Consider the following 18255-nt stretch of genomic DNA (forward strand, 5'->3'; position numbering starts at 1 on the left):
GGCACCGCGCCTGGCACGGACCCCCTGGCTGGGACCGCCCCGGTTCATCGCCCGCCGATGCCGGTCAGCCTTCGGGGATCCCGCGTCACGGCAGTCCAGGGCACAGCATTTCGGTAACCGCAGTCTCGGACGTGAGGATTCCACATGGCAGCCACCGCCTCAGCCAGCACCACGGAGAAGGGTCGTCGCATCGTCGGAGCAGAGCGCCAGTCGCTCTCCAAGGATCTCGTCAAGAGGTACACCTCCGGGGAGAGCATCCGCGCCCTCGCGGCCGCCACCGGGCGGTCGTACGGCTTCGTGCACCGCGTGCTCAGCGAATCGGGCGTCCAGCTCCGCCAGCGCGGCGGGGCGCGGCGCCGCAAGAAGGTCTGAGATCCCCCGCTAGGCTCGGCATATGACGCAGGACGGCGTGGGGCTGCGGGTGGACGGGGCGGTTGCCACGGTCACCCTGGACCGCCCCGATGTCCTCAACGCACAGACCACCCGGACGTGGTCCCGGCTCCGGCACATCGGGCGGGACCTTCCCGGCGCCGTCCGGGTGGTGGTGCTGCGGGGCGCCGGCCGGGCGTTCAGCTCCGGCCTCGACCTGCGCCTGCTCGACGGTACGTCCGGGCTGCTCGCGGAGCTGACCGCAGGCGGCCCGGACGACTGTGCTGATCGGATCGCCGGCTTCCAGGAGGCGTTCTCCTGGCTGCGCCGGCCCGACCTGGTCAGCGTCGCGGCCGTCCACGGACCCGCGTTCGGCGCGGGCTTCCAGCTCGCCCTCCAGTGTGACCTCCGGGTGCTCGCCACCGACGCCGTGCTGGCGATGGCCGAGGTCACCCACGGCATCGTCCCGGACCTCGGCGGCACCCGCCGGCTCGTCGAGCTGGTCGGGTACGGCCGGGCGCTGGAGCTGTGCCTCACCGGCCGGCGGGTGGACGCCGCCGAGGCCGACCGGCTGGGCCTGGCCACCCTCGTCGTCCCGCCGGACGCACTCGACGCCGCCGCCGCCGACCTCGTCGCCGCCGTGCTGGCGGCCGACCGGGGCGTGACCGGCGAGCTGAAGGCGCTGCTCGCGGGCGCGCTGGACCGGTCCCCGGACGCGCAGTTGCGCGCCGAGCGCGAGGCCCAGGCCCGCCTCCTCTTCCACCGCTTCGCCGGCGCCGACTGACCCACCCGCCGCACCCCCGCCCACCGCACCCCCGCCTGTCGTACCCCCGGGGCAGGGTGGTCGACGCCGCCCGGCCCCGATCCGGCCGCGCGGCCGCATACGCTGCGTGAGCGCGGCGGGGAACAGATCGGCCGGCGGCGGCGTTGACCGCGGCAGCGGCCGGCGGGTGACCCCGGCCGGGTGCGACCGGCGGACGAGTGGGGGAGGCGCCGATGACGAGCCCGATGGGCATGGGCGGAAGCTGGAGCATGCTGCGCGCGATGGGCCGCGAGGCCGAGCTGGGCGAGCACCGGCTCAGCCGGGGCACGGCCAGGCGCATCGTCGCGTTCGCCCGGCCGTACCGGCGCGAGATGAGCGTGTTCCTCGCCGCGGTCGTCGTCGCCGCGGTGATCGGCGTCGCCACCCCGGTCCTCGCCGGCGACGTCGTCAACACGATCACCCGCGGCGGCCCGGGCGCCACCGGCACGATCGTCCGGATTGCCCTGATCATCGCTGGGCTGGCGGTCGTCGACGCCGGGCTGTCGCTGGTCCAGCGGTGGTACTCGTCCCGGATCGGCGAGGGCATCATCCTCACGCTGCGTACCCGGGTGTACGACCACGTGCAGCGGATGCCGCTCCAGTTCTTCACCCGGACCCGCACCGGCGCCCTGGTCAGCCGGCTCAACGGCGACGTGCTCGGCGCGCAGCGGGCGTTCACCACCACGCTGTCCGGCGTGGTCAGCAACGTGATCCAGCTCGTCCTCACCGCGGTGGTGATGTTCACGCTGTCCTGGCAGATCACCGCGCTGTCGCTGGTCCTGCTGCCGGTGTTCATCCTGCCGGCGCGGCGGGTGGGGCGGCGGCTGGCCGCGATGACGCAGGAGTCGTTCCGGCTGGACGCCGAGCTGAACGCGACGATGACCGAGCGGTTCGGCGTCAGCGGGGCGCTGCTGGTCAAGCTGTTCGGGCAGCCCGCGGCCGAGGCACGCAGGTTCGGCGACCGGGCCGAGCGGATCCGGGACATCGGCATCCGGCAGGCGATGTACTCGCGGGTGTTCTTCGTCGCCATGGTGCTGGTCGCGGCGCTGGCCCAGGCCCTGACGTACGGGGTGGGCGGCTGGCTCGCGGTCACCGGCTCGGTCAGCGCCGGCACCGTCGTCACGCTGGCGCTGCTGCTCACCCGCCTGTACGGGCCGCTGACCGCGCTGTCCAACGTCCGGGTCGACGTGATGAGCGCCCTGGTGTCGTTCGACCGGGTCTTCGAGGTGCTCGACCTCGTGCCGGCGATCACCGAGAAGCCGGGCGCGACGCCGATCCCGGCCGGCGCGGGGCGGATCGAGTTCGAGGACGTGCACTTCCGGTACCCGGCCGCCAGCGAGACCTCGCTCGCCTCGCTGGAGGGGGTGGCCGCCCTCGACCGGGCGGCGTCCGCGCCGGTGCTGCGCGGGCTGTCCTTCACCGTCGAGCCGGGGCGGGTGGTGGCGCTGGTCGGCGCGTCCGGCGCCGGCAAGTCGACGGCGTCGCTGCTGCTCAACCGCATCTACGACGTGACCGCCGGCGCCGTCCGGGTCGGCGGGGTGGACGTGCGCGACGCCACGGCCGCGTCGCTGCGGGACACGATCGGCGTGGTCGCCCAGGACCCGCACCTGTTCCACGAGTCGCTGGCCGAGAACCTGCGGTACGCCAAGCCCGACGCCACCGACGCCCAGCTCTGGGCGGCGCTGGACGCCGCCCGGGTCGGCGAGGTCGTCCGGGCGCTGCCCGACGGCCTGGCGACCGTGGTGGGGGAGCGCGGGTACCGGTTCTCCGGCGGCGAGAAGCAGCGCATCGCGCTGGCCCGGCTGCTGCTCAAGGCGCCGTCGATCGTGGTGCTCGACGAGGCGACCGCGCACCTGGACTCGGAGTCCGAGGCGGCCGTGCAGCGGGCGCTGGCCGGGGCGCTGGTCGGCCGGACGGCGCTCGTGATCGCGCACCGGCTGGCCACGGTCCGCGACGCCGACCTGATCCTCGTGCTGGACCGCGGCCGGATCGTCCAGCGCGGTACGCACGCCGAGCTGCTGGCCGCCGGCGGCCCGTACGCGGAGCTGTACCGCACCCAGTTCGCCGACACCGACTCCCCGCCGCCCGGCGGCGGTGCTCACCAGGAGCGCAGCGCGCCCCCGTCCACGGGTACGGCCAGCCCGGTCAGGTAGCTCGCCGCCGGCGACAGCAGGAACGCCGCCACCCGGCCGAACTCGGCCGGCTCGCCCAGCCGGCCCAGCGGGATCGCCGCCTCCGCCTCGGCCCGGGCCCGCTCGGGGTCGCCGGTCGCGGCGAACAGGTCCCGGTTCCGGTCGGTCATGATCCGGTGCGGCAGCAGGCTGAACACCCGCACGCCGCGGGGGGCGTACGCGTCGGCCAGCTCCTTGGCCACGCCGGCGAGGCCCGGCCGCAGGCCGTTGGAGATGCCCAGGCCCGGGATCGGGGTGCGGGCCGAGCTGGACAGCACCAGCCCGACCGCGCCGCCGTCGGGCAGCGCCGCGGCGACCGTCCGGACGCAGCGCAGCATGCCGAGGAACACCGTCTCGAACGCCGCCCGCCACGCGTCGTCGTCCGCGGCGCCGGCCGGGCCGGGCGGCGGGCCGCCGACGGAGACGAGCGCGCCGTCCAGCCGGCCGAATGCCGCCAGCGCACGGTCGACCAGGCGCTGCGGCGCGGCCGGGTCGGCGAGGTCGGCGGCTTCGCCGACGGCGCGGTCCGGGCCGCCGAGCGCGGCCGCGGCGGCCGCCGCCCGGTCGGGGTCGCGGCCGGCGACGAGCAGCTTGGCGCCGTCGTCGGCGAGGCAGCGGGCGGTGGCGGCACCGAGGCCGCGGGTGGCGCCGGTGAGCAGGTACACGCGGTCGCGCAGTCCGAGATCCATCCGCCCATCATCGCCGGTGCCCGGTGCCCGGTGCCCGGTGCCCGGTGCCCGGTGCCCGGTGCGGCTCGGGGCGTTCAGGGGCGGAGGAGGCGGGAGTGGGGGCCGAGGCGGAGGGCGAGTGCCCGGCCCGCGCGGCCGACGCCGATCGGGCCGCGGCGGGCGTGGGCCAGGGCGAGCGCCAGCTCGGCCGCCGCGGCCGGGCCCAGCGCGCCGGCCGCGAGCCGGTGCCGGGCCAGGGCGAGGCCGTCGGCGTACCCGCCCGCGGGCGCCCGGCCGGCGGCCCACGCGGCGAACGTCGCCCGCCAGTCGGCGCCGCACTCGCGGGCCAGCGCCGGCCAGGCGTGCGCGACCTCGCCGGCCCGCTTGGCGAGCAGCGCGGCCCGGGCGGCGGCCAGCCGGGCGGGATCGAAGCCGGCCGGATCGGGCCCGGTACCGGTCAGCGCGGCCACCAGCGCGGCCTGCCGCGCCGCCAACCCCGAGCCCACCAACCCGACATCCGCCCCGGCATCCGCCCACCCCGTATCCGCCGGCCCGGTGCCCGCCGGCCCCATGTTCGCCGACCCCGCGTCGACCGACCCCGCGTCGGGCAGCCCCGGCGGCTCGGCGTCCATCGGGTCCGCGTCCAACAGGTCCGCGACCGGCTCCGGTGGGGTCGGGGGAGTCATGTGATCGCCGGATGGCCGGCCGCGGCGGCGATCGCGTCCAGCTCGGTGCGCAGCGCGGCCGCCGGCGGGTAGTGGCCGTCGCGCTCCAGCAGGACCGTCGGCGGCTGCCGCCGGGCGCGCAGCTCGGCCAGCAGCGCCAGCACCTCCGCCGGGACCGGGTCGGTGTGCGTGTCGTGGTACACGCCGTCGTGGGCCGACCCGCCCGCCACGTGCACGTACGCCACCCGGTCCAGCGGCAGTGCGTCCAGCAGGGCCAGCGGGTCGGTGCCGCGGTTGCGGCAGTTGGCGTACACGTTGGCGATGTCGAGCAGCAGCAGCGCGTCGGTCGCCGCCAGGATCGCGGTGAGGAACTCTGCCTCGGACAGCTCGTCGTCCGGCCAGTCCAGCAGCGCGGCGATGGGTTCGAGTGCCACCGGTACCGCCACCGCGGCGCGCAGCCGGGCCACGTTCGCCGCGACCGCCGCGACGGCGGCCCGGCTGCGCGGCAGCGGCAGCAGGTGCCCGGCCTCGACGCCGCCGGCCCGGACGAACGCGATGTGCTCGCTGACGTACGGCGCGTCCAGCGCGGCGGCGACCGCGGCGAACCGGCGCAGCCGGTTCGGGTCGATCGGCTCGGCGCCGCCCAGCGACAGCCGGACGCCGTGCGGTACGACGGCCACCCCGCGCCCGCGCAGGGCCAGCAGCGGCTCGGGCGGCGCGGCCGGGTCGACGGACTCGGCGATCACCTCGACCATCCGCAGGCCGGGCAGCGCGTCGACGAAGCCGGCGATGGGGGGCCGCCAGCCGATGCCGACCCCGTACCCCGGCACGCCCGGGCCGGTCACGACCCGCCGCCCCCGCACCCGCCGCCGCCCCCGCAGCTCCCGCCGCCGCAGCTACTGCCGCCCCCGCAGCCGCCGGAGTGACCGCCGGAGTGGCCGCCGCCGGACGAGCTGCCGCAGCTACTCACGCCGCAGCCCGAACCGGTACCGCCGTAGGTGTAGCCGGGGTTGGCGGCGCCCTGCCGGGGCACCAATCCCACCAGTGTCGGGTCGATGGCGACCAGGGCGGCCGGGCCGTACAGGCCGACCGCGACGGCGGCCGCCGCGCCGCCGTAGGTGTCGAACGCCGGCGTGAGCGCCGGCCGCAGGTGCGTGTTGCTCGTCCGGGCCCGGGCGAGCAGCTCCCGGCCGGCCCGGGTGACCCGGGGCGTACCGGCGACCAGGACGACGCCGACGATCGCCGTCAGGGCGCCGGCCAGCACCAGGCCGACGGTGGCCAGGCCGCCACCGGCGGTGGCGACGGCCACCGCGACCGCGGCGACCCCGGCGGCGATCGGCAGGGCGGCGGCGAGCCGCAGCCGGCGCCGGGTGGGCGGGTCGAGGAGCAGGCCCTGCTCGTACACCCGCTGCCGGCTCTGCTCCAGCGCGGCGGCGACGGCCGGGTCGCGCCACAGCTCGCCGATCCGCGTGCCGCGTCCGGCGGCGGCGTGCACCGCCCGCTCGACCGCGCTCAGCCCGACCGGGGTCGCGCCGAACGTGCCCAGCCGGCCGTCGTCATCGGAGGCGCCGATCGCGCCGTCCACCCGCAGCCGGGCCAGCGCGGCGGCGAGCGCGCGGCGCGGGCCGCCGCCGACCATGGCCAGCGTGCCGGGGTCCGGCAGCGTCGCCGGGGTGTCGATCCGGCGCAGTACCGCCCGCCGGTGGGCCAGGACGCCCACCACGAGCAGCACCAGCAGGCCGAGAATCACCGGGCCCGCGGCGCCGCCGCCGCGCTCACTCGCCAGTACCGCTGCCCCGACCATGGCAACCCCCTTGTTCGCCCCGTGTCGGGCCAGTGTGCCGGACCGGGGCAAGGGGTGTCAGCCGGCCGGTCGGCGGACCGCCTCCTCGATGACGTCGAGTACCCGACCGAGGTCGTCGACCGGGCGGCCGACGGCGAGCTGGCGGACCAGCCCGTCGTACGCCAGCTCCAGGAACTGCGCCAGCACCGGCAGCGGGATGTCCTCCCGCAGTACGCCCGCCTCCCGCTGCCGGGACAGCCGGTCCCGGGTGGCCGCGCCGACCGCGCCGGCGCGCTGCGCCCACCGCTTCGCGAAGTCGGGGTCGGTGCGCAGCCGGCGGGACACCTCGAGCTGGGTGCCCAGCCAGCCGGCGGTCTCCGAGGCCGGGTCGGCGGCCCGGTCGAGCAGGTCGCGCATCACCTGGACGAGTCCGTTGGCGGCGACGGTGGTGACCATCGTCGCGGCGTCGTCCTCGGCGACGGCGAGGAACAGCGAGTCCTTGTCCCGGAAGTGGTGGAAGATCGCCCCGCGGGAGAGGCCGGTGGCCTCCTCCAACCGCCGCACCGTGGCCCCTTCGTAGCCGTACCGGGCGAAACAGACACGCGCCGCACGCAGGATGTCGCGGCGGCGGGCGTCGAGCTGGTCGGGGCTGATTTTCGGCACGGGAGGATCGTCTCAGTTGTCCGTGGTCGCGTGCAATCGGCTCGGCCCCTCGGCGGAGCGTCCCTCGACCGGCGGGATCGACGTGGTCGTGACCGCTTCCGCCCGTTCCATCCCCGGGCATATCGTGCGTCGGTGCCCCTACTGCTCCTCGCGCTGGACAACACCGTCCTGGACCGGACGGCGGCCTTCCGTGCCTGGGCGGAGCAGTTCCTCGGCGAGGTCCTCGTCGACCCGGACGAGCTGTACTGGGTCTGCGGCCTGGACGCCGACGGGCTCACCCCGCGGGAGTACGTCGCGGAGCAGCTCGTGGCCCGGTACGGCCTGGCCGCGCAGCCGGATGTGCTCGCCGCCGACATGCGCGCGAACACCCAGCTGCGGCTGCAACTCGACCCGGCGGTGGCGGACGCGCTGCGGCTGGCCCGCGACGCCGGCTGCACGCCGGTGGTGGTGGAGAACGGCGTCGGTCGGGAGATCGACGAGGTGATCCGCCGGACCGGCCTGGACTACCTGCTGACCGACTGGGTGATCGCCGACGAGGTGGGCGTCAGCAAGCCCAACCCGCGGATCTTCATCACCGCCGCCACCCGGCTGGGGCTGTCGCTGGACGACGCCTGGGTGATCGGCGCCAGCCCGGAGCTGGACATCGCCGCGGCGGTCACGCTCGGGGTGCGCAGCGTGTGGGTGTCCCGCGGCGGCTGGTGGTCGGAGTGGCGGTACACGCCGACCCGGGTGGCCGTCGACCTGCCCGGCGCGATCAACAGCGTCCTGGGCATCGAACCGCCCCGGGAGGCGGGCCCGGCGGGCCCGGCGACGGACGCGGACGGCTGAGACAAGAGTCACCCGTAACCCGCTGAAAGTCCTGGTCGGACGCTTTCCCCGGCATGAGCTGTTCCGCTGCCGGCCGCGATCTGCTCACTTTGATCTATCTACTTGATCAATTCATCGCCTAGCTTCCTCTCCCAGTGCGGCGACGCGCGTCGATCCCGGCGCGTCGTCCCGCGTTGCCCGCCGCCGCGCGGCCGTCCGGATCGGACGACCGCCCGGCGCGCGGGTCCGGTCGGACGACTGCGAGGAGAGACAGCGATGACGAGGCGACTGCTGTGGACGGTGCTGGCCGCGACACTGGCCTGTGTGGGCGCGGTGACCCCGGTGCGGGCGGCGGCGGGGGCTGTGCGGCACGGGTCGGCGCTGCTGGCGCTGCGGTACAAGGGCAGACCCTACGTGTGGGGCGCCGCGGGGCCCTACGCCTTCGACTGCTCGGGCCTGGTCCGGACGGTGTACCGGCGGCACGGGCTGGCGCTGCCGCGGACCGCGGACGCGATGTACCACAGCGCCGGGCTGCGCCGGGTCAGCCGGGCGCAGGTGCGCCGCGACGACCTGGTGTTCTGGTCGGCCGGCGGGTACGTGTACCACGTCGGCATCTACCTCGGCGGCGGCCGGGTGGTGCACACCGGCGACTACCGCGGCGTGCGGATCGCGCCGCTGTGGGGGCGCCCGCTGTTCAAGCGCCCGCGCGCGCTGAGCCCCGGCGGCACCCGGTGACGGCGGCCCCGACACCCGTCCCGACCGCCCCACCGGCGGCCGGCGCGGGCGGTGCGACCGGTCCGGGTGCGCCGGCCCCGCGCGGCGGCCGGCGGCGGGCCGGGTGGGTGCTGGCGGCGGCCGGGCTGGCCGCGGCGGCCGGGTGCGGGCAGGTGGGCGGCGAGCCGGATCCCGGCCGCGGCGACCTGCCGGTGCCGGCGGGCGCCTCGCTGCCGGCGGACGCCCCGACCGACGACACCGCCCGGCTCCTGCCGGGCGACGCCCCGGCACCCCCGGCGGCCGGCGACCCGGCGGCGAGCGACCCGGCGGGCGCCGGGGAGCCCGCGGGGGACGGCAGCGGCGGCGTCCCGGACCGGCTCGCCGCCGCCGGCGCGGGCTGCCCTGGCGCCGACGCGCTGCTCGCGGCGCTGCGCGGCAACCCCGGCCTGGCGGCGGCGTTCGGCAACCCGGACCGGGTCGGCGCGGTGCACTGCGTCGACCGGTACGCCTTCGCCGACCTCGACGGCGGCGCGTTCGCGGTGTTCCGGGCCGACGGCGCCGCCTGGCGCGCGGTCAACGCCGGCACCGCCCGGGTCTGCGACGACGGGGTACCGCCGGCGGTCGCCGCCCGCGAACCGCGCTGCGCCCGCTGACCGGTGCCGCGCCCCGGCGCGGTGGAACGGAACGGGGCGGGCCCGGTCCGGGTCCGCCCCGCACGAGCGATGCGGAACGGGGCGGGCCCGGTCCGGGTCCGCCCCGCATGAGCGGTGCAGAACAGAACGGGGCGGGCCCGGCATGGGCCCGCCCCGCACGAACGACGCGGGTCAGGAGTCGAGCATGCGCCGCAGCACGTACTGGAGGATCCCGCCGTGCCGGTAGTAGTCCGCCTCGCCGGGCGTGTCGATGCGGACGACCGCGTCGAACGCCACCCCGCTGTCGGTGCTGACCCGGACCGTGCGCGGCGTGCGCCCCTCGTTCAGCTCGGTCACGCCGGCGAACGCGAACGTCTCCGTGCCGGTCAGGCCCAGCGTCTCCGCGTTCTGCCCGGCCGGGTACTGCAACGGCAGCACGCCCATGCCGATGAGGTTGGACCGGTGGATCCGCTCGTACGACTCGGCGATCACCGCGCGCACCCCGAGCAGCTTCGTGCCCTTGGCCGCCCAGTCCCGGGACGAGCCGGACCCGTACTCCTTGCCGGCGAGGATGACCAGCGGCACCCCGTCGGCCTGGTACGCCATCGAGGCGTCGTAGATCGTCGTCTGCTCGCCGGTGCGGTGGTCGACGGTGAACCCGCCCTCGACGCCCGGCACGAGCTGGTTGCGCAGCCGGATGTTGGCGAACGTGCCGCGGATCATGATCTCGTGGTTGCCGCGCCGCGACCCGTACGAGTTGAAGTCCCGGCGCTCCACCCCGTGCTCCGCCAGGTACCGGCCGGCGGGGGAGTCGGCCTTGATCGCGCCGGCCGGCGAGATGTGGTCGGTGGTCACCGAGTCGCCCAGCTTCGCCAGCACCCGGGCGTCGGCGATGTCGGTCACCGGCTCGGGCGTGCGGGCCATGCCCTCGAAGTACGGGGGCTTGCGCACGTACGTCGACCCGGCGTCCCAGTCGAAGGTGTTCCCGGTCGGCGTCGGCAGCGTCCGCCAGTTCTCGTCGCCGGCGAAGACGTCGGCGTAGTCGGCCGCGAACATGTCCCGGGCGATCGACTTGCCGATGACCCGGTCGATCTCCTCGCTGTCCGGCCAGATGTCGCGCAGGTACACCGGCTGCCCGTCGCTGCCGATCCCGATCGGCTCGGTGGCCAGGTCGATGTCCATCGTGCCGGCGATCGCGTACGCCACGACCAGCGGCGGCGAGGCCAGGTAGTTCATCTTCACGTCGGGGTTGATCCGGCCCTCGAAGTTCCGGTTGCCGGACAGCACCGACACGGCCGTCAGGTCGTGCTCGTTGACCGCCGCCGAGATCTCGTCCTGGAGCGGCCCGGAGTTGCCGATGCAGGTGGTGCAGCCGTAGCCGACGGTGTGGAAGCCCAGCTTCTCCAGGTACGGCGTCAGCCCCGACCGCTCGTAGTAGCCGGTGACGACCTTCGAGCCCGGCGCCAGCGTGGTCTTGACCCACGGCTTGCGGGTCAGGCCCCGCTCGACCGCGTTGCGGGCCAGCAGCGCGGCGCCGATCATGACCTGCGGGTTCGAGGTGTTCGTGCACGAGGTGATCGCGGCGATCACCACGGCGCCGTGGTCCAGCTCGAACTCCGCCCCGTCGCAGGTGACGTGGACCGGCTTGGACGGGCGGCCGCGCGCGCCCGCGGCGGCGGAGATCAGCACGTGCGGCTTGTCGGCCGGGTCGCCGGCGCCGTTGGTGCCGTCGGCGTTGGCCGCGGGCGGGTCGCTGGCCGGGAACGACTCGGCGCTGGCCTCGTCGGCGTGCCCGACGACGCCGCCGCCGACGTAGCTGCCGAGCGCGGCCCGGAACATGGGCTTCGCCGCGCTCAGCGGGACCCGGTCCTGCGGGCGCTTCGGGCCGGCGAGTGACGGCTCCACCGTGGACAGGTCCAGCTCGAGCCGCTCCGAGTACTGCGGGTCGCCGGCCGGGTCGTGCCACAGGCCCTGGGCCCTGGCGTACGCCTCGACGAGCGCGACCTGCCGGTCGCTGCGCCCGGTGAGCCGCAGGTACGTGATCGTCTCGGCGTCGATCGGGAACATCGCCGCGGTCGAGCCGTACTCCGGCGACATGTTGCCGATGGTGGCCCGGTTGGCCAGCGGCACCGCGCCGACGCCGGGGCCGTAGAACTCGACGATCTTGCCGACCACGCCGTGCTGGCGCAGCATCTCGGTGATCACCAGCACCAGGTCGGTGGCGGTCGCGCCGGTCGGCAGCGTGCCGTTCAGCTTGAAGCCGACCACCCGGGGGATCAGCATCGACACCGGCTGGCCGAGCATCGCGGCCTCGGCCTCGATGCCGCCGACGCCCCAGCCGAGCACGCCGAGGCCGTTGACCATCGTGGTGTGCGAGTCGGTGCCGACGACGGTGTCGGGGTACGCCTGCCCGTTGCGCTCCATGATCGTCCGGGCCAGGTACTCGATGTTGACCTGGTGCACGATGCCGGTGCCCGGCGGGACCACCTTGAACTCGTCGAACGCCGACTGCCCCCAGCGCAGGAACTGGTACCGCTCCCGGTTGCGCTGGTACTCCAGCTCGACGTTGCGGGCCAGCGCGTCGCCGCGGCCGAAGATGTCGGCGATGACCGAGTGGTCGATGACCAGCTCGGCGGGGGCGAGCGGGTTGACCCGGTCGGCGTCGCCGCCCAGGTCGCGCACGGCCTCGCGCATGGTGGCCAGGTCGACGACGCAGGGGACGCCGGTGAAGTCCTGCATGAGTACCCGGGCCGGGGTGAACTGGATCTCCACGCTCGGCTCGGCGGTCGGGTCCCAGGAGCCCAGGGCGCGGATGTGGTCGGCCGTGATGTTGGCGCCGTCCTCGGTCCGCAGCAGGTTCTCCAGGAGGATCTTCAGGCTGTACGGCAGCCGCTCGTGCCCGGGCACGGCGTCGATCCGGAAGATCTCGTAGCCGGCATCGCCGACGCGAAGCTGACTCTTGGCACCGAAGGTGTCGAGGCTCGCCACAACCCACTCCCTCACGTCTGGCCCGTGCCGCCGCGTCGGCGCGGGGTGGCCCGCCGCGGGGCCTCGTGGTGCAGTCTCGCGCAGCGGGTGGGCCCCGGTTTCGGTTAGGCCAGCCTTACCCGTCGCGTACTGCCTTCCTTACAAACCGTACGTCCGTCTTGCTGAGATCGCAAGTCGGCCGGGTGGCCGGGGGAGGATCGGGGCATTCCGTCCCATTCCAGTTGATCATCTGCCTAACATCGACTGGCGTCGCGCGCGGTGGCGCCGGGGCGAGCGGGGGCGGGCATGGAGCTGGGGCGCAAGCTGGCGGCGGAGGTCATCGGTACGTTCTGGCTGGTCCTCGGCGGCTGCGGCGCCGCCGTGCTGGCCGCCTCCTTCGGCGGCACCGGCATCGGCCCGCTCGGCGTCGCGCTCGCCTTCGGCCTCAGCGTCGTCACCATGGCGTACGCCGTCGGGCACATCTCCGGCGGCCACTTCAACCCGGCGGTGACCCTCGGCGCGTACCTCGCCGGCCGCGTCCCGGCGACCGAGATCCTGCCGTTCGTCCTCGCCCAGCTCGTCGGCGGCGTCGCGGGCGCCGGCGTGCTGCGGCTCATCGCCGGCGGGCGCCCCGGCTTCAGCACCGACGCCGGCTTCGCCACCAACGGCTGGGGCGAGCACTCGCCGGCCGGGTACGGGCTGGCCGCCGCGCTCGTCACCGAGGTCGTGCTGACCGCCCTGTTCCTGCTGGTCATCCTCGGCAGCACCGACCTGCGCGCCCCGGCCGGGCTGGCGCCGCTGGCCATCGGCCTCGCGCTGACGCTGATCCACCTGGTCAGCATCCCGGTCACCAACACCTCGGTGAACCCGGCCCGGTCCACCGGGCCGGCACTGTTCGCCGGCGGGGCGGCGCTGTCCCAGCTCTGGCTGTTCTGGGTGGCGCCGCTGGTCGGCGCGGCCGTCGCCGGGCTCGGCTACCGCGCGCTCGCCGACCGCCCGGCCAGCGCCTGAGCCGCTGCTGCGCGGGGGGCTACTGCATCGACAGGTGGACGTGGTTGGTGTGGGTGGCCGACGGGCCGCCCCCGCCGCTGTACGAGCGCCAGCCCGTGCTGGGCATCCAGATCTGCCGGTACCAGATCACGTACATCACGCCGAGCCGGTCGGCGTTCTTGATGAAGTAGCCGGCCAGCCGGTCGCCGTACCCCTTGTCCGCGCCGCTGGCGTCCACGTTCTCGAAGCCGTTCTTCGCCGCGGCGAAGTCGCAGGCCCGGCCCTTCGGGTGCTCGCCGCCCCCGCCGCTGCGGTGGCACGAGACGTGGTGGTTGAACCCGGCGGACTGCGCCTGGCGCATCGCGTGCAGCGTGCGCGGGCTGACGCAGCCGCCGGTGGTCGGGTCGTCGACCGAGCAGGACTCGTTCGGCCACGAGCCGTCGGAGTTGCGCGGGGCGGGCTTGGCCAGCGGCGAGTTGGCCGAGACGAACCCGCCGGTGGCCGTACCGCCGCCGGCCTCGATCAGCGCCCGCTCGGCGTCGGTGGCCCGCTGCTTCATCTGGGCCACGTGCTTGGTCTGGGCGACCACCTCGGCGTCGAGCTGGGCCCGGGTGTTGACGATCCGCCGGCGGGAGTCGGTGAGGTCGTCGAGCCGGCCGGCGTCGAGCTGGTACAGCCGGTCCATCGCCGCCGCCCGGACCCAGAACGAGTCCGCGGTGTCGCTCTCCAGCATCATCGACACGCTGGTCAGCGGCCCGGACCGGTACGACCGGGCGGCCACCTGCTTGACCGTGCCGGCCAGCCGCTCCTGCTGCCGGGCCAGGGTACGCAGGTCCTGCTGGAGCGCGAGCTGGCGCTTCTTGGAGTTGTCGAGCTGGTTCTTCGCGGTGACGTAGCCCTTGTTCGCGGCATCGAGCACCTTGCGCAGCTTGGCGGTGCCGCCCTCGGGGTCCGGGGCGGCTGCCGACGCCGGGCTCGGCAGGCCGGTGACGGCCAGGAGCAGGCCGCCGGCGAGCGCGGCGCGCCAGCGCGCGGGGGGCAGAGCAGACACGACTCGTCCTTCCGGCCGACCACCGCAGGCACCGGGGGGTGCCGCCGGGCGACGGCCGACCGGGGAAGCGTACCCGAACCCGCCATCGACCGGCGTCCCACGCGCGGCCGCTGAGCTGCCCGTTCCGGTGATCACCGGTGGCCGGGCGGCCGACAGCGGCTCAGTCCAGTTCGGGCAGTCGCGGACCCGCCTCACGCTGGGCGGCCAGCCAGGTCTCCACCTCGTCGGCGGTCCGCGGCAGCCCGGCCGAGAGGTTGCGGGCGCCGTCGGCGGTGACCAGGATGTCGTCCTCGATCCGGATGCCGATGCCGCGCAGCTCGGCCGGGACCAGCTCGTCCTCGGGCTGGAAGTACAGGCCCGGCTCGACGGTCAGCACGTACCCCTCGCCCAGCTCGCCCTCGCGGTACTTGTCCTTGCGGGCGTGCGCGCAGTCGTGCACGTCGATGCCGAGCATGTGGCCGAAGCCGTGCAGGCTCCAGCGCCGGTAGATCTGCGACTCGGCGTCCATCGCCTCGTCGACGCTCACCGGCAGCACGCCGAGGTCGTGCAGGCCCTCGGCGAGCACCCGCATGCAGGTCCGGTGCACGTCGTCGAAGGCCACGCCGGGGCGGATCGCGTCGATGCCCGCCTGCTGCGACCGGTACACGATGTCGTACACCTGGCGCTGCAACGGCGTGAACGTGCCGCTGACCGGGACGACCCGGGTGACGTCGGCGGTGTAGAGGTGGTCGCCCTCGACGCCCATGTCCATCAGCAGCAGCTCGCCGGGCGCGGTCCGGCCGTGGTTGTGCACCCAGTGCAGGATCGTCGCGTGCGCGCCGGCGCCCACGATGGACGAGTAGCCGACGTCGTTGCCGTCGTGCCGCGCGCGCAGCCCGAACACGCCCTCCAGCAGCCGCTCGGAGACCGGCCGGTCGGCCGGCAGCACCCGGGCCACGTCCTCGAAGCCGCGGACGGTCGCGTCGACGGCGTCCTGGAGCTGGGCGATCTCCCACTCGTCCTTGACCAGCTTCAGCTCGGCCAGGAACCGGGCCAGCTCGGCGTCCCGCTCGGCGCTGACCGCGCGGATGTCGCGGTCGACGGCGGCGTCGAAGCCGCGCAGCACCCGGGTCCGGCCGGGGGCGCAGTCGGCGAGCGCGGCCGGCAGGTCGGCCAGGTCGGCGGTCTCGGCGCCGAGCAGGTCGGCGCGCTCGCGCAGCGACATCCGCGGGCCGACCCACAGCTCGCCGTTGCGGCTGCGGAAGAAGGCGTCGGAGTCGCGCGGGGTGGGCGGTAGCACGTACAGGACGGCGTCGTGGCCGTTGGCGGACGGCCGCAGGATCAGCACGGCCTCGGGGCTGTGCTCGCCGGTCAGGTACGCGAAGTCGCTGCCCGGCCGGAACCGGTGGTCGGTGTCGTTGGACCGGACCTTCTCCCCGCCGGTGGGGATGACCAGCGTCTCGCCGGCGAAGGCGGCGGACAGGGCGGCCCGGCGCTTGGCGTAGTGCGGGGTCTGGGGGAGCGGGTTGCGGGCGGTCCCGGCGTCCGCCCAGCCGGTCCGCATGAACTCCAGGTACGCCTTCGGGAACGCCGGATCGTGCGACTCCGTACCGTCGCCCCCGGCCCGCCCCGCGTCCTGCTGCTCCGCCATTGCGCCCCTCCCCAGTTCGCCCGGTCGTCGTACTCGACGACCGTACCGCCTGCGGGCCGCGGGCACACCCGCCGGTGTCGCGGGGCTCGGCCGACGGGACCCAACCGGGGACATTCACACACCGACAGTTCAAATCACATATGGATTAGCATCGATGCAAAAGGTCCCGAAGGAGGGCCCTCGTCCTGCCACTCTCCCACCACCTCGCCGCCGCCGCGCTCATCCACCCGCGGTGGATCGTCACCGCCGAGCACTGCACCGGGCCCGGATGAAGGAGCGGGTCGGCCCGGAGGTCCGACCCGGCCGGCCGCACGGCCGGCGGCGGGGTTTCGGCGCCGTGGAAGAATTTGTGACCATGTGCGGACTCCTTGCGTACTTCAGCAGCCGGGGCGCGGCCGACGAGCAGCTCGGCGCCATCACCGACGCCCTCGAATGCCTGCACCACCGCGGCCCGGACGACACCGGCGCCGAGCTGGTGCACGGCGAGGGCGGCACCGCCGACGGGGTGTTCGCGCACAAGCGGCTGGCGATCATCGACGTGCCGAGCAGCCACGAGCCGCTGCCGTACGCCGACGGCCGGTACCTGCTGACCTTCAACGGCGAGATCTACAACTACAAGGAGCTGCGCGAGGAGCTGGCCGCGCTCGGCGCCGCCTTCGCCACCGACGGCGACGGCGAGGCGATCGTCGCCGGGTACCACCACTGGGGCGAGGCGGTCCTGGACCGGCTGCGCGGCATGTTCGCGTTCGTCATCTGGGATCGCGAGACCCGGACGGCGTTCGGCGCCCGGGACCACTTCGGGATCAAGCCGCTGCACTGGCTGGCCACCGCCGACGGGGTGTACCTGGCGTCGGAGAAGAAGGCGCTGCTGCCGTTCGCCGAGTCGGCCACCGCGGGCGACGCGGGCGTGGCCACCGACAACCTCTCGCACTACCTGACCATGCAGTACGTGCCCGAGCCGACCACCCTGCACCGGGGCATCTCCCGGATCGGCTCGGGCGAGTGCTTCACCTGGACGCCGGCCGGCGGGATGGCGATCCGCCGCTGGTTCCGGCCGGAGTTCCGGCCGGCGCCGGTGGCCGACCCGGAGAAGCTGTTCGTGGAGATCCGGGAGACGCTGCGGGAGAGCGTCCGGATGCACATGCGCGCCGACGTGCCGGTGGGCTGCTTCCTGTCCTCCGGCATCGACTCCACCGCGGTGGTGGCGCTGGCCCGTAGGTTCAACCCGGACATCCTGACCTTCACCGTCGGCTTCGACGTGCCCGGTTACTCCGAGATCGACGTGGCCCGCGACTCCGCCCGGCACCTCGGCGTCACCACGATCCCGACCAAGATCGGGCCGGCGGACATGATGGCGGCGCTGCCCCGGATCGTCTGGCACCTGGACGACCCGGTGGCCGACCCGTCGCTGGTGCCGCTGTACTTCGTCGCGAAGAAGGCCGCCGAGCACGTCACCGTGGTGCTCTCCGGCGAGGGCGCGGACGAGTTCTTCGGCGGGTACACGATCTACCGCGAGCCGCTGTCGCTGGCCGCCGTCAACGGGCTGCCCGGCTCGCTCCAGCGCGGCCTGCGCGCGGTCTCCAGGGTCATCCCCGAGGGGGTCAAGGGCAAGAGCTTCCTGGAGCGGGGTACCACGCCGCTGGAGGAGCGGTACTTCGGCAATGCGCGGATCTTCACCGAGGCGGACAAGCGGGCGCTGCTGCGCCGGTACGACGAGTCCGTCCGGTACACCGACGTCACCGCCTCGATCTTCGCCGAGTGCGACGACCTCGACCCGGTGACCCGGATGCAGTACATCGACCTGTTCACCTGGCTGCGCGGCGACATCCTGGTCAAGGCCGACCGGATGTCGATGGCGCACTCGCTGGAGCTGCGGGTGCCGTTCCTGGACCGGGAGGTGTTCGCGGTCGCCTCCCGGATCCCGGTCGAGCTGCGCCTGCCGCCGCGCTCCGACGCCACCAAGTACGCGCTGCGCCAGGCGCTGCGCGAGGTCGTCCCGCCGCCCATCGTGAACCGGCCCAAGCTTGGCTTCCCCACCCCGACCCGGGTATGGCTGGCCGGGCCGATGCACCAGTGGGCGCGGTCGATCATCGGCGACTCCGGCGCCGGCGACCTGCTCGACCTGGACTACGCGCTGCGGCTGCTGGACGCCCACCAGCGCGGCGAGGCCGACCACTCGCGCAAGGTCTGGACCGTGCTGGTGTTCTGCGTCTGGCACGCCATCTTCGTGGCCCGGACGCTGGACCCCGGCATCGGCCGCAACGCCAGCGCCCTGCTCACCAAGCCGGTGGTCGGCTCGATGGTCGCTTGAGCCCGCCCGGGCGATCCGCGGCGCCCGGTGTC

Annotated in this window: 17 protein-coding genes; 9 read left to right on the forward strand and 8 right to left on the reverse strand. The window is 75.0% G+C overall.

Features of this window, described 5'->3' with window-relative positions; genetic code table 11:
• The first annotated feature begins 144 nt into the window (after positions 1 to 144).
• The 3 genes from IEY94_RS04340 (at position 145) to IEY94_RS04350 (ending at position 3324) form a co-directional block, all read left to right on the forward strand.
• The gene (locus IEY94_RS04340; protein WP_189168664.1) at positions 145 to 372 is read left to right on the forward strand and encodes a helix-turn-helix domain-containing protein; all 228 of its coding nucleotides are present in this window, start codon (positions 145 to 147) and stop codon (positions 370 to 372) included.
• Positions 373 to 394: 22 nt separating this feature from the next.
• A complete protein-coding gene (locus tag IEY94_RS04345; RefSeq protein WP_189168665.1) occupies positions 395 to 1153 on the forward strand; it encodes an enoyl-CoA hydratase/isomerase family protein in 759 nt (252 codons plus the stop codon).
• 212 nt (positions 1154 to 1365) lie between these two features.
• Positions 1366 to 3324, forward strand: a complete 1959-nt coding sequence (locus tag IEY94_RS04350; RefSeq protein WP_189168666.1) for an ABC transporter ATP-binding protein — start codon at positions 1366 to 1368, stop codon at positions 3322 to 3324.
• Here the strand turns inward: IEY94_RS04350 and IEY94_RS04355 are convergent.
• The 5 genes from IEY94_RS04355 to IEY94_RS04375 form a co-directional block, all read right to left on the reverse strand.
• Positions 3270 to 4031, reverse strand: a complete 762-nt coding sequence (locus tag IEY94_RS04355; RefSeq protein ID WP_189168667.1) for an SDR family oxidoreductase — start codon at positions 4029 to 4031, stop codon at positions 3270 to 3272. The genes IEY94_RS04350 and IEY94_RS04355 overlap by 55 nt on opposite strands.
• A gap of 74 nt (positions 4032 to 4105) precedes the next feature.
• A complete protein-coding gene (locus IEY94_RS04360; RefSeq protein WP_229783288.1) occupies positions 4106 to 4696 on the reverse strand; it encodes an SCO6045 C-terminal-like domain-containing protein in 591 nt (196 codons plus the stop codon).
• Positions 4693 to 5520 carry a multinuclear nonheme iron-dependent oxidase gene (locus tag IEY94_RS04365; RefSeq protein ID WP_189168668.1) on the reverse strand — a complete coding sequence of 276 codons (828 nt, stop codon included), beginning with the start codon at positions 5518 to 5520 and terminating at the stop codon, positions 4693 to 4695. Before IEY94_RS04365 ends, IEY94_RS04360 begins: the two co-directional genes overlap by 4 nt.
• Positions 5517 to 6479, reverse strand: coding sequence for a TIGR04222 domain-containing membrane protein (locus tag IEY94_RS04370; RefSeq protein ID WP_189168669.1), 963 nt, complete (start codon positions 6477 to 6479; stop codon positions 5517 to 5519). Before IEY94_RS04370 ends, IEY94_RS04365 begins: the two co-directional genes overlap by 4 nt.
• 57 nt (positions 6480 to 6536) lie before the next feature.
• The gene (locus IEY94_RS04375; RefSeq protein WP_189168670.1) at positions 6537 to 7121 is read right to left on the reverse strand and encodes a TetR/AcrR family transcriptional regulator; all 585 of its coding nucleotides are present in this window, start codon (positions 7119 to 7121) and stop codon (positions 6537 to 6539) included.
• 132 nt (positions 7122 to 7253) lie between these two features.
• Here IEY94_RS04375 and IEY94_RS04380 point away from each other — a divergent pair, with 132 nt between their 5' ends.
• The 3 genes from IEY94_RS04380 (at position 7254) to IEY94_RS04390 (ending at position 9295) form a co-directional block, all read left to right on the forward strand.
• Entirely contained in the window at positions 7254 to 7949 is a 696-nt protein-coding gene (locus IEY94_RS04380) for an HAD family hydrolase (RefSeq protein WP_189168671.1), read from the forward strand.
• A 255-nt stretch (positions 7950 to 8204) separates the two neighbouring features.
• Entirely contained in the window at positions 8205 to 8663 is a 459-nt protein-coding gene (locus IEY94_RS04385) for a C40 family peptidase (RefSeq protein WP_189168672.1), read from the forward strand.
• Between the two features lie 107 nt (positions 8664 to 8770).
• Positions 8771 to 9295 (forward strand): hypothetical protein, encoded by a 525-nt coding sequence (locus tag IEY94_RS04390; RefSeq protein WP_189168673.1) that lies wholly within the window; start codon positions 8771 to 8773, stop codon positions 9293 to 9295.
• Between the two features lie 171 nt (positions 9296 to 9466).
• Here IEY94_RS04390 and IEY94_RS04395 read toward each other — a convergent pair whose 3' ends face one another.
• Positions 9467 to 12277 (reverse strand): aconitate hydratase, encoded by a 2811-nt coding sequence (locus IEY94_RS04395; protein ID WP_189168674.1) that lies wholly within the window; start codon positions 12275 to 12277, stop codon positions 9467 to 9469.
• A 270-nt stretch (positions 12278 to 12547) separates the two neighbouring features.
• Between IEY94_RS04395 and aqpZ the strand changes: the two genes are divergently transcribed.
• Positions 12548 to 13252 (forward strand): aquaporin Z, encoded by a 705-nt coding sequence (aqpZ, locus tag IEY94_RS04400; RefSeq protein ID WP_189168675.1) that lies wholly within the window; start codon positions 12548 to 12550, stop codon positions 13250 to 13252.
• A 19-nt stretch (positions 13253 to 13271) separates the two neighbouring features.
• On the opposite strand, the gene IEY94_RS04405 is transcribed toward aqpZ, so the two are convergent.
• Together IEY94_RS04405 and IEY94_RS04410 are read right to left on the reverse strand one after the other, a co-directional pair.
• A complete protein-coding gene (locus tag IEY94_RS04405; RefSeq protein WP_189168676.1) occupies positions 13272 to 14282 on the reverse strand; it encodes a coiled-coil domain-containing protein in 1011 nt (336 codons plus the stop codon).
• Positions 14283 to 14442: 160 nt separating this feature from the next.
• Positions 14443 to 15912, reverse strand: a complete 1470-nt coding sequence (locus tag IEY94_RS04410; RefSeq protein WP_189168677.1) for an aminopeptidase P family protein — start codon at positions 15910 to 15912, stop codon at positions 14443 to 14445.
• Positions 15913 to 16097: 185 nt separating this feature from the next.
• Here IEY94_RS04410 and IEY94_RS24240 point away from each other — a divergent pair, with 185 nt between their 5' ends.
• Together IEY94_RS24240 and asnB are read left to right on the forward strand one after the other, a co-directional pair.
• The gene (locus tag IEY94_RS24240) at positions 16098 to 16184 is read left to right on the forward strand and encodes a trypsin-like serine protease (RefSeq protein WP_189168828.1); all 87 of its coding nucleotides are present in this window, start codon (positions 16098 to 16100) and stop codon (positions 16182 to 16184) included.
• Between the two features lie 83 nt (positions 16185 to 16267).
• A complete protein-coding gene (asnB, locus tag IEY94_RS04420; protein ID WP_189168678.1) occupies positions 16268 to 18223 on the forward strand; it encodes an asparagine synthase (glutamine-hydrolyzing) in 1956 nt (651 codons plus the stop codon).
• The last annotated feature ends 32 nt before the right edge of the window (positions 18224 to 18255 follow it).

It is taken from the genome of Pilimelia anulata, from assembly GCF_014647895.1.
Lineage (GTDB): Bacteria > Actinomycetota > Actinomycetes > Mycobacteriales > Micromonosporaceae > Pilimelia > Pilimelia anulata.

Coding starts and splice junctions, on each gene's coding strand:
- IEY94_RS04355 (WP_189168667.1), bottom strand. CDS start 4,031: ATGGATCTCGGACTGCGCGACCGCGTGTACCTGCTCACCGGCGCCACC.
- IEY94_RS04360 (WP_229783288.1), bottom strand. CDS start 4,696: ATGACTCCCCCGACCCCACCGGAGCCGGTCGCGGACCTGTTGGACGCG.
- IEY94_RS04340 (WP_189168664.1), top strand. CDS start 145: ATGGCAGCCACCGCCTCAGCCAGCACCACGGAGAAGGGTCGTCGCATC.
- aqpZ (WP_189168675.1), top strand. CDS start 12,548: ATGGAGCTGGGGCGCAAGCTGGCGGCGGAGGTCATCGGTACGTTCTGG.
- asnB (WP_189168678.1), top strand. CDS start 16,268: ATGTGCGGACTCCTTGCGTACTTCAGCAGCCGGGGCGCGGCCGACGAG.
- IEY94_RS04370 (WP_189168669.1), bottom strand. CDS start 6,479: ATGGTCGGGGCAGCGGTACTGGCGAGTGAGCGCGGCGGCGGCGCCGCG.
- IEY94_RS04345 (WP_189168665.1), top strand. CDS start 395: ATGACGCAGGACGGCGTGGGGCTGCGGGTGGACGGGGCGGTTGCCACG.
- IEY94_RS04385 (WP_189168672.1), top strand. CDS start 8,205: ATGACGAGGCGACTGCTGTGGACGGTGCTGGCCGCGACACTGGCCTGT.
- IEY94_RS04410 (WP_189168677.1), bottom strand. CDS start 15,912: ATGGCGGAGCAGCAGGACGCGGGGCGGGCCGGGGGCGACGGTACGGAG.
- IEY94_RS04350 (WP_189168666.1), top strand. CDS start 1,366: ATGACGAGCCCGATGGGCATGGGCGGAAGCTGGAGCATGCTGCGCGCG.